This is a genomic window from Pseudomonas fluorescens (genome assembly GCF_902497895.1).
Lineage (GTDB): Bacteria > Pseudomonadota > Gammaproteobacteria > Pseudomonadales > Pseudomonadaceae > Aquipseudomonas > Aquipseudomonas fluorescens_BP.
In genome coordinates this window covers 24471-39664 of sequence record NZ_CABVHQ010000038.1, presented here as the reverse complement: position 1 = coordinate 39664, position 15194 = coordinate 24471, and the positions used below count along the sequence as shown (strand labels likewise).

The 15194-nt window shown below is 58.6% G+C and carries 13 protein-coding genes and 2 pseudogenes; 4 read left to right on the top strand and 11 right to left on the bottom strand.

The genetic code is table 11. The annotated features are described in order from the left end of the window. Positions 1 to 4: 4 nt before the first annotated feature. Positions 5 to 289: pseudogene (locus F8N21_RS19025) on the top strand (glutathione-regulated potassium-efflux system protein KefC); the annotation flags it as partial. Between the two features lie 14 nt (positions 290 to 303). On the opposite strand, the gene F8N21_RS19020 reads toward F8N21_RS19025, so the two are convergent. From F8N21_RS19020 to F8N21_RS18990, 7 genes are all read right to left on the bottom strand, one after another. Then, complete coding sequence (locus F8N21_RS19020; protein WP_095633395.1) at positions 304 to 633, bottom strand: thioredoxin family protein; 330 nt, start codon at positions 631 to 633, stop codon at positions 304 to 306. A gap of 63 nt (positions 634 to 696) precedes the next feature. Beyond that, on the bottom strand, positions 697 to 1395 hold the full coding sequence (locus F8N21_RS19015) for a DsbA family oxidoreductase (RefSeq protein ID WP_150643584.1): 699 nt from the start codon (positions 1393 to 1395) through the stop codon (positions 697 to 699). Positions 1396 to 1418: 23 nt separating this feature from the next. Then, complete coding sequence (locus F8N21_RS19010; protein ID WP_071550873.1) at positions 1419 to 1991, bottom strand: TetR/AcrR family transcriptional regulator; 573 nt, start codon at positions 1989 to 1991, stop codon at positions 1419 to 1421. A gap of 105 nt (positions 1992 to 2096) precedes the next feature. After that, on the bottom strand, positions 2097 to 2870 hold the full coding sequence (locus F8N21_RS19005; RefSeq protein WP_071550874.1) for an SDR family NAD(P)-dependent oxidoreductase: 774 nt from the start codon (positions 2868 to 2870) through the stop codon (positions 2097 to 2099). Positions 2871 to 2968: 98 nt separating this feature from the next. Continuing rightward, positions 2969 to 3523: an OsmC family protein gene (locus tag F8N21_RS19000; protein WP_150643583.1), complete on the bottom strand. Its 555-nt coding sequence runs from the start codon at positions 3521 to 3523 to the stop codon at positions 2969 to 2971. 396 nt (positions 3524 to 3919) lie between these two features. Next, positions 3920 to 4495: a TetR/AcrR family transcriptional regulator gene (locus F8N21_RS18995; protein ID WP_071550876.1), complete on the bottom strand. Its 576-nt coding sequence runs from the start codon at positions 4493 to 4495 to the stop codon at positions 3920 to 3922. 656 nt (positions 4496 to 5151) lie between these two features. Beyond that, positions 5152 to 5859 carry a YebC/PmpR family DNA-binding transcriptional regulator gene (locus F8N21_RS18990; RefSeq protein WP_150643582.1) on the bottom strand — a complete coding sequence of 236 codons (708 nt, stop codon included), beginning with the start codon at positions 5857 to 5859 and terminating at the stop codon, positions 5152 to 5154. Between the two features lie 218 nt (positions 5860 to 6077). On the opposite strand from F8N21_RS18990, the gene F8N21_RS18985 reads away from it, so the two are divergent. Continuing rightward, positions 6078 to 8168, top strand: a complete 2091-nt coding sequence (locus tag F8N21_RS18985; protein ID WP_150643581.1) for a type VI secretion system Vgr family protein — start codon at positions 6078 to 6080, stop codon at positions 8166 to 8168. 8 nt (positions 8169 to 8176) lie between these two features. Here F8N21_RS18985 and F8N21_RS31005 read toward each other — a convergent pair. From F8N21_RS31005 to F8N21_RS18975, 3 genes and pseudogenes are all read right to left on the bottom strand, one after another. Next, a pseudogene (locus F8N21_RS31005) lies at positions 8177 to 8302 on the bottom strand (hypothetical protein); the annotation flags it as partial. A gap of 42 nt (positions 8303 to 8344) precedes the next feature. Further along, entirely contained in the window at positions 8345 to 9277 is a 933-nt protein-coding gene (locus F8N21_RS18980; protein WP_150643580.1) for a 1-aminocyclopropane-1-carboxylate deaminase/D-cysteine desulfhydrase, read from the bottom strand. Between the two features lie 250 nt (positions 9278 to 9527). Beyond that, positions 9528 to 11567, bottom strand: a complete 2040-nt coding sequence (locus F8N21_RS18975; protein ID WP_150643579.1) for an NADPH-dependent 2,4-dienoyl-CoA reductase — start codon at positions 11565 to 11567, stop codon at positions 9528 to 9530. Between the two features lie 208 nt (positions 11568 to 11775). On the opposite strand from F8N21_RS18975, the gene F8N21_RS18970 reads away from it, so the two are divergent. Together F8N21_RS18970 and F8N21_RS18965 are read left to right on the top strand one after the other, a co-directional pair. Continuing rightward, on the top strand, positions 11776 to 12906 hold the full coding sequence (locus F8N21_RS18970) for a nitrilase-related carbon-nitrogen hydrolase (RefSeq protein WP_150643578.1): 1131 nt from the start codon (positions 11776 to 11778) through the stop codon (positions 12904 to 12906). A gap of 3 nt (positions 12907 to 12909) precedes the next feature. Continuing rightward, on the top strand, positions 12910 to 13947 hold the full coding sequence (locus F8N21_RS18965; protein ID WP_150643577.1) for an AraC family transcriptional regulator: 1038 nt from the start codon (positions 12910 to 12912) through the stop codon (positions 13945 to 13947). A gap of 387 nt (positions 13948 to 14334) precedes the next feature. Here F8N21_RS18965 and F8N21_RS18960 read toward each other — a convergent pair whose 3' ends face one another. Further along, positions 14335 to 15192, bottom strand: coding sequence for a DUF2242 domain-containing protein (locus F8N21_RS18960; protein WP_150643576.1), 858 nt, complete (start codon positions 15190 to 15192; stop codon positions 14335 to 14337). Between the last annotated feature and the right edge of the window lie 2 nt (positions 15193 to 15194).

The following is a 15194-nucleotide window of genomic DNA, read 5'->3' as shown; positions in this document are numbered from 1 at the left end:
TTTCGCATTGTCCTTGGGCCGCAGGGCATTGGAGCAACTGGGCATTGGTCGCTACAAAGCCCGCGAACGAGCGGATCGATTCCGTCGCCTGAACCTGGAGATGCTGGAAGAAATGGCCGCGCAGCCTGTGGATGATACCGAGTTCAAGTATGACGCCTACAAACGGGCCAACGCGCTGTTAACGGAAATCTTCAACGAAGACCGCGCTCATCCCATCGATAACTGGTCCGGGGCAAATCCACACCCGAGGGATGAAAAAGAACGCCAGGCTGATCAGCCTGACCGCTGATGGAGGAGGTTCGGTTAAATCGCCTCTTCCAACTCCGCAAGAATGGCTTTTTTCATTGTTCCAACTGAACGGGATCCGGGCATGACCCGCAGCAGCCGCCCCTCATGGAACACCGCCAAGGATGGCACCGCCCGGATACCGTACATTTGCGCGATCGTCGGAGACACCGCCACATCAATCTTTGCAAAAGCCGCCAGGGAGTGAAGCTTTTCTTCCAAAGCATGAAAGACCGGCTTCATCTCCTGACAAGGCTTGCACCAGGACGCTGAAAACAGCACGACGCTGCTGCCTTTGGCCACAAAGCGGGCGAACTGCTGAGCACTCAACTCAACGATACGGCTCATTTGGATCTCGCTCTCAATATGGATGAAGGGCGGCACAACCCAGTGCCGCACCGCTTCTGCTGATCAAATTTTGCAGCCATCTATGCCGCAGACTTGACTGCTGAATGCGTCATCTTCGACTTTCGACTTCTCCTGCATCTTGTTCAGCGCTTCAAGAAAAGCAGCCTCAGGCTGAGCACCGGACAATGAGAAGGCATTATCGAATACAAACAAAGGCACGCCCGAACCTAGTTGCGCGGCGATATGTTCGTCTTCCTCCATCTCTTCGCGCAATTCAACGGATGACCACGCCCGTTGGATTAACGCGTCCGAAACACCTACGGTCTTGGCTATGGCCTCCAGGCTGCCGCGACCAAACAGCGACTGACCATGGGAGGTGCTTTGCTCATACAGCGCCTCGACCAAGCGTTTTTTAACGACTTCGTCCGCAACCGCCTTGACCAGTACATGGGCATCTGCGGTATCGCCAAACAGCATGCTGTCAAAGCGGTAATCAAGCCCATCGGCCCGACCATATTTACTGACGGTGTTCATCATCGCGGCAGCGGAATCCGGATTGCCGAGCTTGCGTTTAAGGGCTGCGATCATAGGCTCTGGCGCTTGATTCGCCGCCAGACGATAGGCCCTGACGTTGACTTGTACATTGTCTTTTTCAGCAAATTTATCGAGCGCCTGCTCGAATCGACGCTTGGCTACCCAGCACCAAGGGCAAACAAAATCAGACCAGATATCCACTGCATATTTTTTCGAAGAAGTTTGCATGACTCGTCCTGTACTCAAAGAAATCAAGACCGCGTTACCAGCGTTTCAAGCAAATGATCGAAGCCTGCCAACGGGTCGGTTGATCGGCCCAATGTCCAATCGATAAGGCTCGCTCCCTCCAGGCTGCTCAGCAGCATGAACGCGTAGGTCTCAACGGGTTTGTCCAGCGACCAGTTGCGCTGCCGGACCCCTGCATTGAGGGTGGCCTGAAGCCAATCGAGCTGGGTTTCAAAGAACGCCCGAGTGAGCCCTTGCAGCGACAGCGGCAGTGCCGCCATTTCTGCCGCCAGGGCACCACACAAGGGCAGCAGCCCCTCGTTGGCGCTAATGATGAAAAGCCGGGCAAAACCACGAAGTCGCAGCAGCGGATCGACATGCGTTTCTTCGATCGAACTGAGGGTCGCATCGAAGCGTTTGATGTAGTCCTTGATCAACTCCGCGCCCAGGCTTTCCTTGGTCGGGAAGTGATGGTGAATACTGGCTTTTCTAATGCCGATCTGCGCCGCAAGATCGGCATAACTGAACGCGGAATAGCCCTTGGAGCGCATTTGGGTTTCCGCGGCTCTCAACAGCGCCGCTTTTGTCGTGATCGACATTGAAGACTCCTGCAGCCAGCATTCAGCCTTCTTTCACTTGTACTGAGTGAAGGCGTGAAAGCTCCCGCGATGGGAGCTTTCATCAGGCCGCGCTCGCCACCGTGGTCAGGCCCTAACAGCCATAATTCCAGCATCCACGTCCCAGATTGCGCCGGTCACCCAGGACGTCTTGTCCGACAGCAGGAACAGGATGGTGTTCGCGACGTCTTCGGGAACACCGACTCGTCCCAGGGGGTGGAAATCGTTCAGCGACTTCATCGCTTCCGGGATCGCCTCTTTGTCCATGAACCCTTCATAGATTGAGGTGTGAACGATCCCTGGTGAGACGGCGTTGACCCGGATACCCGAGTGAGCCAATTCGATTGCCAGGTTGCGTGTCAGCGCATGCAGACCTGCCTTTGCCATGGAGTAGGCAGAGGCCGGTGAACCTGCCAATGCGGCCTGCGCACCGATGGAGCCAACATTGACAATCGCCCCTTCGCGCTTGGCAGCCAGCATGTTCTTGACCACTGCCTGGGTGATGAAGAAGGTCGCACGGTTCAGAGACAGGTACATGTCGTACTCGGCCTCATCGTGCTCGGTGAACGGCTTGGGAATAAAGATCCCGGCGGAGTTCACCATCAGGCTGATATCGCTATGGTTGGCATTGATTTCCTTGCGAACAAAATTCATGCCTTCTTCAGTCATCAGGTTGGCGACGATCACCGACACAGGGCCCAGCGGGCTCAGCTCGTTACGCACCGCATCGGCCTTGTCTTGCTTGCTGCCGGTGAGCACCACGCTGCCGCCTGCCTTGAGCACCATGCGGGCCGTTTCCAAGCCCATGCCACTGGTGCCACCGACAACTAGCAGTTTTTTACCTTTGAAAAAATCGTTCATTGCAGACTCCGGTTATCCAGAACTAATTAGGGTCGGCACCAAGGCGGCTGGCTGCCTGCTGGTGCACGCAAGGTTTGAATGTCTTTGAAACGAGCGAATCAGCCCTCACGCACTTCGAGGGTTGGCACCATGCGGATGGCTTTCGAGAAGTTGGCGTAGTTGACCGAGGTTTTGAGCACCACTTTGTGCAGTTCTTCAACGCGCTCACGGGAGGCGTCGGTGTGCAGTCGAATCACCACACTCACTTCGTCGTAACCTGGGTTGACGCTCTCGTCGAGGCCCAGGAAGCCTTGCAGGTCGAGGGTGCCGTCCGTTTCGATTTCCAGGCTGTGAATATTGATACCCATCATCGCGGCGTTGGCGGCATAACCGACCGACATGCAGGCGTTGAGAGCGGCCATCAGCAGCTCTTGAGGGTTAGGCGCAGTGTTTTGGCCCAGCAATTCATTAGGCTCATCGGCGACGATTTCGAAATCCCGCGAATAGGTTTCACCGGCCAGACTGTAGCGATTGACTTTGGCCACAGAGCGAGTCTGGCCTTTCCACTGAGTCTTGACGTTGAAGCTCGCGTGGCGCTTGGTCGCATCCTCAGCAACGCCTTGGGCAAACTGCTGGAGTGCGGCGACATCGATACCATTCAGGTTGTTGCTCATGTGTTCGTTCCTCTTCGGATGGACCGGGCGTTTGGCCCGGAAGAGAAACAAGCCTACCAACTAGTAGGTTGTCGATCAATAGATTATTCTTCTTATAACCAATCGCCAAAAAAACCAGCTTCGACAGAGTTTTCCTGAATAGGGATAACTCCGATAACAATGCAGTAATTTCTACTTAATCTTGTACTTCTGGTCACACACCGAAAGTGTAGACATGGGTAGGTATCCGCAACCCAAATGCGAGACTAGACGTACGCTCGTCAGATTGAGTGCGCGCAAAAAGAATTCAGAGAGTGCGAGCTAAGCGGCTGAAACCACTTACGAGGCGGGAAAACGGACCGAGCCAGCAGGGGCAGAATCGGTCGTTTTATGACGCAGAAAAAAGCTGATCGAACCTCAGTGATGCGTTTCGGTAACCCGAAGCCCATCTAAAATGAAATCAAATCCTGAAGACTGTTCGTAATTGTCGCTCAGCGCCCAAGATACAAAGCTGCCACCTTCCAACGTATTCAAGATGAACCTGGCAACCTTCACGCCGTCCAGCTCAGCTTTGAGTTCCCCTGCCGCCTGGCCCAGTGCGATATTGGCCTGAAGCCAATTGAGATGGATTTCGAAAAAGTCCCGCGTCAATTCCTTTAGGCTTTCAGGCAAAGCCAGCAATTCCGCTGCCAGGGCGCCGCAGAGTGGAAGCATCGCGTTTTTACTGCTTTGCGCGAACATCAGGGCGAAGGCATTGAGCCGATCGATAATGCCGGTATTTTCATCATTGATGCATTCCAGCTGATTCTTGAACCGGAACAGATAACTCTCAACGATGGCGATCGCCAGACTTTCTTTGGTGGGAAAGTGGTGGTGAATACTCGCCTTCTTGATACCGATGTCTTCCGCCAGATCGGCATAGCTGAAGGCTGCGTAGCCCTTGGTACGCAACAGAATCTCAGCGCTGGTCAGGAGGTCGGAACGTGTACTCATGATGCCGTTTCCAAATTTATCAATGCGGCATCATAAATTAGTACTTCTTCATAAGACAGCGCTCAGGTTGCGCACCTATGAACCACCCACTGGAATCGGCCACAAGCAGTCAGCCGTTTCACAGCGCTGCATTCTCCTCAGTGAAATAGGCCCAACGTTAGATTATTAATTTTCTACTGTTGCCGCTGCCCCGCTCATGAGGTACTGAAAGAACTCGCATAAAATACTGGCTTGATTAGGATAATCGTAGGGATAGAGACTTTAGAAATCAGCATGAATTTATTGTAAAACAGGTACTTAAGTTTTCATTCGAGTCCAGGTCGTGGAGCCATCTTCTTTCACTGATTCGCCCGCAACACTCCGAGAGCGCCCTGCTCTCACTGCGAATCAGCTCTGCACTCAAAACACTCGAATCTGCATCAGCCTCTGATCAACCGATCCAGAAGCCAGTCGCCGTGCGCCTGATTTGAACAGGCTGGCCGTGGAAGATCGCTGGCCGAGCCGGGGATCGGCGGTGTCTTGAAAAGATCGCAGCCTATCGGCAGCTCCTACGGGGATCGGGGTCCACCCACGATAACGCAGGTGTACCGGATCCCTGTAGGAGCTGCCGCAGGCTGCGATCTTTTGCAGCCAACGCAGCTCTTGCAGAAAGAACCTTAACCCGCCAGACCGACAAACATGTCCTGCACGTCATCGTGGTTGTCGAGGCCTTCGAGGAAGGCTTCGACTTCGGCCATTTGTTCGTCGCTCAAGCCGCTGACCGGGTTTTTCGGCTGGTAGCCCAGTTTGGCCGACAGCACGGTAAAACCTTGCTCAGGCAAGGCCTTTTGTACCGCGTCCAGGTCGGCTGGCTCGGTAATGAACAGCGTCGTACCTTCTTCTTCGCCCGCTTCGAAGTCCTGGGCACCGGCCTCTATAGCCGCCATCTCTGGATCTGCATCGGGGCTGTCAGGGGACGCTTCGATCATGCCGACGTGGTTGAAGTCCCAGGCAACCGAACCCGAAGCACCCAACTGGCCCTTGCGGAATGCCACGCGAATTTCAGCGACGGTGCGGTTGATATTGTCGGTGACGCACTCGACGATGAGCGGAACCTGATGCGGCGCGAAGCCTTCATACGTGACGCGATGGTACTGAACGGTTTCGCCCAGCTGGCCCGAGCCTTTCTTGATGGCGCGTTCCAGGGTTTCGCGAGGCATCGAGGCTTTTTTCGCCTGCTCCACCACCAGGCGCAGGTGCGCGTTGGTCGCCGTATCCGCGCCGTTGCGCGCGGCAATGGTGATCTCTTTCACCAGCTTGCCGAAGATCTTGCCCTTGGCATTGGATGCCGCTTCTTTGTGTTTAACCTTCCACTGTGCGCCCATTACTCACTCTCTTGATCTGTGGCGCCGAAACATCTATTGGCCGACGCGTTGTGCAAGTTTATACGGCATAAAGTTACCAATCGACCAAAAAGTAGAGTGGCTGATCGACTTCTCCACACCATGTCGTAGGGGCTTTCCTAAAAGCCGGTTGGCGCTCCCCATTTGCCTCTGTCGTTTCGTAACCTCTGCCCCCCTGATCGAAGGCAAGAGCGCATGAGATGCACAAGGATCTGCAACCCCCCGTTACCCTGTCGAGCTGCGAAGGCTCCTGGAGCCTTCAGGTGACCCGTTTCACCGGTCGCGAAGCCCTCAATGAACCTTTTCGTTTCGATATCGAACTGATCGACTGCGCCCCCGGAACCGACCTCGAGCCCTTGCTGCAACAACCGGCGTTCCTGCGCCTGGGAGATGACAGCGGCATCCACGGCATCATTCAGCGGGTTGGCAAACACCCTCTCGGGTTACTCCAGACCGGTTACAGCCTCACCCTGACGCCCCACCTTCAAGTGCTGGAGCAACGCAGCTGCCGGCGAGTGTTCCACGACCTGAGCGTACCGCTGATTCTGCGGCAGTTACTCGAAGAACACCGGCTGCCGGTCAGCAGCTACCGTTTCGAACTGCCCAATGGCCAATACCCGCCGCGGCCCTTTTGCATTCAGTACGACGAAAGCGACCTGTATTTTCTGCATCGCTTGTGTGAGGAAGAAGGTATCCACTACCACTTCGAGCACCAGAACGATCGGCATGTCCTGGTGTTTGCCGATGACAGTGAGGGGTTTGTGCAGCTGCCGGTAATCACCCCTTATCGTTTTCCCGCAGAACAACAACCTGATCAACCGACCATCAGCCACCTGTCCGAATGGCACATTGCCGAGGTGGCGCAACCGACGCGCGTCAATAGCCAACTCCTGGTGCTTGACACGCCTGGCGCCGACCAGGGTGCTACCAATCAAACCCATGGTCAGAAGTACGGCCCCGCCAGCCGACTCGCCCCCGATCAAGTGCACCTGAGCCTGCGAGGTCGGCGTGCGCTGGAGCGCCTGCGCAGCCAACAGCGACACATCGTCGGTCACAGCGATCAGCCCCGGCTGCGCAGCGGCCAGGTCCTCCAGGTACTGAGCCATCCCCTGTCACAGTTCAACGATCAATGGTTGCTCAGCGAGGTGCACCATCAGTGGCAACAGTCGGGATTCAAGCCTGCGACCCTGGCGCCGTCCGGATGGGAAGTGGCCGAGGGATTGAGCCATGAGCGCTTTGCTGACGCCACGCCTGCGCCATTGCCCGAGGGGTATCGCAATCAGTTCCAGGCCATTCCCTGGTGCGTGGCTTTCCGACCGGCGCTCAAGCACCCTAAACCGTGCATGCCCGGCTATCAGCGGGCCTGGGTGGTCGGCCCCCAAGGGCAACCGGCAGCGCAGGATGACCAGGGACGGATCAAGGTATGTCTGGCATGGGATCGACAAAACAGCCATCACCAGCGCAGCGGCCTCTGGCTGCCGATCGCTTATCCCGCACTCAGTGACCGGATCGAGCACAGCCGTTTGCCCATGGCCGGCGGCGAAGTGCTGGTCAGTTTCATCGACAACGACCCGGACCAGCCAATCGTCTGGCCGGCCGCGGGCAGTCTTGCAATGCCAGCTCCGACAGCGGACCCGGCGACAGCCCTGCCCGGTATTTACCTCAATGGGCAACGGCTGGCCGAAAACACCCAGCGCTTGCATGTCGAGCCGGGGCAAACACTGCAGGTGCAGCAAAACCAGCCGCTGACATTGACCGCCAATGGCAATCGGCTGCACCTCAGCCCGAGCAATATCACGCTGTCTGGAGCCATGTTCGACTCAAACGCCCCAGGCCAGGATCCGTCACAGGTGCCTGAACAAACACCCGCCGAGCCCGAACTGTGGAACGCTGATATCTACTTGTTCGAGCATCCGCCGGCCTCGGACCAGCGCCTGCCCGACACCCGGTGGTACATCGTCCGCATGCCTCGTCCAGGGCTGCAGGACCTGACCAGCCTGAGTCGCGACGACATCCTCATGGAAGGCAAAAGCCAGCACCTGGGCAGCCTCGACCTGAGCCCGAAACAAAGGCGTCGGTTGGCCCTGGAGTTCATTCGAACCCCCGACCAACTGTGCCTGCTGTACCCGGGACAATGTGTGGCGCTGGCCGAGTACTTCCAGCAACACTGGAATACCGAGCAACGACAGGCGTTCATGAGTACCGGTACGGCGTTCATGGCGCAAGCTGCCGCCAGCGAATCGAGTCTGTTATTCGACTGGCTGGTGAATGGCAAGGACACTTGGCGCTGAAGCCGCAATCAGCCTTTGTCGGCCTTGCCCGCCGCTACGGCGAACCTGGCCAGACGCACATCCAGGTGCCGCGGACGGCGCCCGTGGTCTTCGGCGCGCTCCTTGCGCCGGATCGCGTTGCGGACCATCAACGATTGCCACGCTGCGCCCGAACTGTTTCGGCTGTTCAAACTCGGCTAGTGCTGGTCCGCTACAGCAAAACCCCGGCGGCCCTGCAAACCGCCGGTATGCACGAAGATCAATCGAGCGCCCGGGGCAAAACGCCCTGCTTCGATTTGCTGTTTCAAGGCCATCAGCGCCTTGCCGGTGTACAGCGGTTCAAGCGGCACGCTGCTGGCCTGTTCGGTTAACCGGATGAACTCCAGTAGCGCCGGATCGACCTTGGCGAAACCGCCGCGACTGCCATCGAACAGCTCATACGCGGGATTGCACAGGCCCGCCTCCTGGATAATCGCCTCGACCTGTCGAGCAACTCCGTGATCATCCGGTACCGCCAGCGCACCATAGACCGGATGCGCCCCCGCTTCGGCCAGCACCAGCCCGGCCAGCGTGGTACCGGTCCCGGCGGCCAGCCACCAGCCGTCATAGTCGTTCCAGCCCAGTGCACCCAGTTGATCCCGTGCCATGGCCAGCAATCCTGCACAGCCGCGCGCCCCCGGCAGACCACCACCGCCTTCGGGCACGGGTTGCAAATGCGGGTATTGCGCCCGCCATGGCAGCCAGAAGCCGGGCTCATGCCGCGCGCGATAGCCGCCATAACCCAGCCAATGCAATTGCATGCCGAACGCCTGCAAATCCAGAACAGTCGGGGTTTCTTGTGGATGACCGCGCAACAGGCCGACGACAGGAAAACCAAAGCGCTTCCCCGCTGCTGCCAGCGCGTGCAGATGATTGGAGTGAGCGCCACCCAGGCTGATGATGCCCTGGGCCCCGGCAAGATCGGCGACTGCCAGATGTTCGATCAGCTTGAACCACTTGTTGCCAGAGATCAGTGGGTCGATGAGGTCCAGGCGCAACACGACGACGTGGATATTGGCTTGGGTGAGCCAGTCCAGATGAAGGTGCTCGAGGGGCGCGCTAGGTAGCCAGTCGGAAGGAAGGGAAAGCATTGGCGCCCGAGCTCTAGGTGGAAAGAGCGGCATATTAGCAGCAGAGTGGGAGCACTTGTGGCGAGGGGGCTTGTCGGAAAGCCGCATCGCCCCGTTCGGGCGCGCAGCGGCCCTAAAAACTGCAAAGGCGTTGTATCAGGGACACCGCATTCACCGATTTTACGACTGCTTCGCAGCCGAGCGGGGCGATGCGGCGTTCCGACAAGCCCCCTCGCCACAGGGTTTTGTGATTGTCGCAATATTGCGTTGGTTACAGCTCTGCAGCCAACCGCGAACCCTGGTTGATTGCCCGCTTGGCATCCAGTTCAGCGGCCACGTCCGCCCCCCCAATCAAATGCACATTCTGCCCGGCGGCCACCAGGCCTTCATGCAATTCACGCAGCGGGTCTTGCCCGGCGCAGATCACGATGTTGTCCACCGCCAACACCTGCGGCTCGCCGGTTTCGCCCATGCGGATATGCAAACCGTCATCGTCGATCTTCAGGTATTCGACGCTGTTGAGCATCTGCACCTGCTTGTTTTTCAGACCGGTGCGATGGATCCAGCCGGTGGTTTTACCCAGCCCGTCACCGACCTTGGACTTCTTGCGTTGCAGCAGGAACACCTCACGCGCTGGTGCATGGGGCTCAGCCTTGATCCCGGCGACACCGCCGCGCGCTTCGAGATGAGTATCGATGCCCCATTCCTTCCAGAACGCCTCGCGATCCTGGCTGGTGGATACTCCTTGATGGACCAGGAACTCCGAGACGTCGAAACCGATACCACCGGCGCCGATCACCGCCACGCTTTTACCGACAGGCTTGCGCTCGAGGATCACGTCCAGGTAACTCAGGACCTTGGCGTGTTCCACCCCAGGGATCGCCGGTAACCGTGGCGCAATACCGGTGGCGAGGATGATCTCGTCATAGCCGCCCGCGAGCAATTGCGCGACATCGACCCGAGTGTTCAGGCACAACTCGACATGGCTGGTCTGCAATTTGCGTTTGAAATAACGCAGGGTTTCGAAAAACTCTTCCTTGCCCGGTACGCGCTTGGCGACGTTGAACTGGCCACCGATCTCGCTGGCGGAATCGAACAAGGTCACCTGATGCCCACGCTCGGCCGCGACGGTAGCGGCTGACAACCCCGCAGGCCCGGCGCCGACCACGGCGATTTTCTTGATCTGCTGCACCGGCAGGTAATTCAGTTCGGTTTCATGACACGCCCGCGGGTTCACCAGACAGCTGGTCAACTTGCCGCCGAAGGTGTGATCCAGGCAGGCCTGATTGCAACCGATGCAGGTGTTGATTTCATCGCCCCGTCCGGCCGCGGCCTTGTTGACGAAGTCCGGGTCGGCGAGGAACGGCCGCGCCATCGACACCATGTCGGCGTCGCCTTCAGCCAGAATCTGTTCGGCGACTTCCGGGGTGTTGATGCGGTTGGTGGTGATCAACGGAATGCTCACCGCTCCCCGCAACTTGGCGGTGACCTTGCTGAACGCCGCACGCGGGACTTTGGTGGCGATGGTCGGAATCCGCGCTTCATGCCAGCCGATCCCGGTGTTGATCAGGGTCGCGCCGGCCTGTTCGATGGCCTTGGCCAACTGGACGATTTCCTCCCAGGTGCTGCCGCCTTCCACCAGGTCGAGCATCGACAGGCGATAAATGATGATGAAGTTCGGCCCTGACGCTTCACGCACGCGGCGGACGATTTCCACTGGCAAGCGCATCCGGTTCTCATAGCTGCCGCCCCAGCGGTCGGTGCGATGGTTGGTGTGCGCCGCGAGGAACTGGTTAATGAAGTAGCCTTCGGAGCCCATGATTTCGACGCCGTCGTACTCGGCGTGTTGCGCGAGGGTCGAACAGGTGACGAAGTCGCTGATCTGCTTCTCGATGCCTTCCTCATCCAGCTCTTTGGGCTTGAACGGGTTGATCGGTGCCTGGATGGCACTGGGCGCTACTTGCCTGGGGCTGTAGGCATAACGCCCGGCGTGGAGGATCTGCATGCAGATCTTGCCGCCCGCTTCGTGTACCGCCCGGGTCACGATCCGGTGTTTCAGCGCCTCTTCCTCGGTGGTCAGCTTGGCCGCGCCCGAATACACCCCACCCTCGTCGTTCGGACCAATCCCGCCGGTGACCATCAGGCCGACACCACCACGGGCACGCTCGGCGAAGTAAGCCGCCATGCGCTCGAAACCACCGGGCTTTTCTTCCAGGCCGGTGTGCATCGAGCCCATCAGGGTGCGGTTGCGCAGGGTGGTGAAACCCAGATCCAGCGGGGCCAACAGGTGCGGGTAATGAGCGGCGGCCATCGGTAACTCCACAACAAGCAATCACGGAAAAGTGCAGGAGCTCTACGGCTCCCATCAGTCATGTCGACAGACTAAGAGCACGCCCCCCTTTCACTCAATGACCGTAACTGACAACTTATTGATCCAAATGCACAGCACCCCTTGGCAATCCCGTGCATGGGCCCTACCCTAGTCGCGAACCCTGCACACGGCCGTTAATTGTTTCCCCATGCGCAAACTTCTTTGCTTGACCTTTTCCATAGCCTTGATCGCCGTTATCACCACCTATGGGATGTGGACCGCCGAACGCCCCGTCGGCCACTACCTTTCGGACTTGCGGATCAACCTTGCGGTGGATCAAGGCGTGCGTGCCGATCGCGGCAATCTGCTGGGCATCCAGCCCGAGCTATTCCCCTCCGATTATCAAAGCCCCCAGCGCTTGCATCGCAAGCTCGCCGCATACTTGCAGCACGCCCGGGATCAAGACTTGCTGAATGCCAAGACCATCGTCGTGCTGCCAGAACATATCGGCACCTGGCTGATGCTCAGCGGCGAGAAAAAACAGCTGTACCAGGCCAACAGCCTTGACGAAGCCATGCACTGGCTGGCCGTCAGCAACCCGCTGGCGTTTGCCCGGGCACTGCTCAGCGCCAAAGGCGACAATCGCCTGGACGATGCGCACCTGCGCATGAAATCCAAAACCATGGCCAAGGATTACCAAGCGCTATTCGGCGGCCTGGCCAGGGAATTCGGCGTGACGCTGGTGGCCGGCTCGATCGTGCTGCCAGAACCCAGCGTCAGCGACGGACAGCTGAACGTCGGGTCGGGTGTGCTGTACAACAGCACTCTGGTGTTCGGCAGTGATGGCGCGCCGATTGGCCAGCCGCAACGCCAGTTGTATCCGAACTTCGATGAGCAGGGTTCGATCCAGCCGAGTGCCGATCAGGCGATCAACGTCATCGAGACTCCGGCCGGACGCCTTGGGGTGTTGATCGGCAGCGACAGCTGGTACCCCGCCAACTACCGCAAACTCAACGACCAGGGCGCACAGCTGATAGCCGTTCCGGCCTCGGTCATCGGCCGCGGCGCCTGGGACAAACCCTGGCGCGGCTACAAAAGCCTGTCGACTCCCGGCGAAATCAGTCTCAAGCCCGGCGAACTCAGCGAAGGTGCGGCCTGGCATCGCCTGACACTGATCAGCCAGCTTCCCAGCAGTCAGGCCCTGGCGGGTATGAGTGTGTTCATGCGCGGTCAATTCTGGGATCAAGGCAGTGACGGCCAGAGTTTTATCAGCAGCAACGGCCAAACCATCGCCGACGGCAACGCCCGTGGCGCCCGCCTGCTGAATATCTGGTTGTAACCGATGAAACCAATGCCGATGCGCCTTGGGGATCTGTCGGTAGGTTTTGTCCATAGCCTCGCCGACGCGGTGCGCAGCCATGGCCTGGATCCGCAGCAGCTGCTCGAGCAATATGGTCTCGATCCGGCGCGGCTCGCCGAAGCCGGCGCCAGATTGTCGATTCCGCGCTACATGCGCCTCGGCCATGCCGCCATTCAACTGACCGGCGACCCGGCATTGGGTTTGCGCATGGGCCAACTCAGCCGCCTCAGCCAGGCCGGTCTGGTCGGGGTCACGGCCGCCCAGGCACCGACGGTACGGGAAGCGGCGCGCTGCCTGATCCGCTTCGAAGCCTTGTACGGCTCGAATTATCGCGGCCAATCGAGTTTTCATGAAGATACCCAAGGCACCTGGCTGAGGTTCTATTCCATCAGCCCCTACAACGCCTACAACCGGTTTGTGGTGGACTCGATCATTGCCGGCTGGCTCCAGCAGTTATCCAGCCTGGGCCAGACGCTGCACGCCGAGCAGATCGACATCGAGTTCGCCGAACCGGATTACCGCGAACGTTATGCGGTGCTGGGTGATTGCCCGATCCACTTTGGCGCCGAGCACAATCAACTGCGCCTGAGCCAGGCCAGCCTGGCCCTGCGCAACCCGGAGCATTGCCCCAGCACCTGGCGCCTGCTGCTCAAACTCTGTGAAAGGGAACTGGAGCAACTGACCCGAACCCGCAGCCTGCGCGAGCGCATCATTCAGTTGCTCGGGCCGCTGCTCAATGGCGGCCGGGAACCTGACCTGGAAGAAGTGGCGGCGCGCCTGAAACTGCCGACCTGGACCCTGCGACGCAAGCTCGCCGAGGAAGGCACGCAGTTTCGCGCGATTCTCAACGACACTCGCCGTGATCTGGCCATGACCTATATCCGCGATACCGAACTGGCGTTCGGGGAGATCGCCTACTTGCTCGGTTTCGCCTCAGCCGAAGCCTTTCAACGGGCCTTCAAACGCTGGAACGGCCTGACCCCTGGCGAGTTTCGCCGCAGTCATCGCCAATCCGCCTGAAGTTCACTCCTGCCCTTACAGCTCGGTAGCGTCTTCTGCAGGCTCCAGCGGATCCAGTTCAAACGCTTGATATTCCAGCAGCTCTTCTTGGTATTCGTCCATTGCGAAATCCTTTTGGGTGCGGTGAAAACCGATTGATTAAATGACCTTAGCCCTCAGCATAAAGTGCCTTTGTGACGAAAAAAATACTTCGTCATGACATCGAGGCGCTTAAAAATTAAACGTAGCAGATCCCGACGAATTTACCGCCGCGCTTTGTAACGATTTTCAGGATTGTGCCGGCCGCGCTGAAGGCGTAAACCGATGTGGGCTGACAGCCTCATCGTGGCGTGCCGCGAGCGATGATCCGCTACGGGATCGGTTATCCCGCAGCGGTCTGAGCCGGGCTTACTGAACCGGCATCGAAGAAATGGGTTCTGTGGGCGGCGGCAGCGAATCCGGATTGGCGGGTGGCGCAGTGGATTCGTTCGACGAGGCCGGCTCCGCGGACTCTTCAGGGGCAATCGGCGCGGTGTCGGCTGGAGGTGCCACTGGCTCCGAGGCCGGTGCATCTTCGGCGGGCATCATATTGGCCGGTTCTGCGGCGGGTGCGGCGCCAGGCTCTGGTGCGGCAGGTGCAGGCTCGGGTGCCGGCGCTGCCGAGGCGGGTGCCGCCTGGGGTTCGGGCATACCCAGAACGGTCTTCGGTTTCTCGGTGATATGCGCGACTTTCTTGGCCTCTGGTGGCAGGAACAGCTCGACCAGGGCAAAGAAACGCTCGTAAAACTTGGCCGAAGACACGGTTTCGCTGGCGACCTTGACCATCGAATCGTCGGAGGAACCGATCGGCATCGACACCGACCCCAATACACCGACCCCGAGGCTGGCAGAATTGTTGGTCTTCTTCAGCGCATAACGGTCCTGCAGGGCATTGGCGAACATCGTCGCATTATGCCCGGCGCTGCCGTCTTCGGCACAGACGACGTTGAAGCTGATCTCCATGTGCGAATCACCGGTCTGCTGAAAGCTTTTGTGACCGCTGATCAACTTCGGATCGCTGCTGGTGATGATATAACCCTGACTCAGCAGGGCGCGGCGCGCAGCCTCGCAGGTGGTCTTATCGCTGACCGGGTAGGTACGCGAGAAGGTGCCGGAGTCAGCAAAATCTTCATGCTCATAAATGGCGGCTTTCTTTTCCGAGCAACCTGCAGCGCCGACCATCACAAGCGCCATTACCGCGACACGCATGTGGAGTGATTTAAACATTG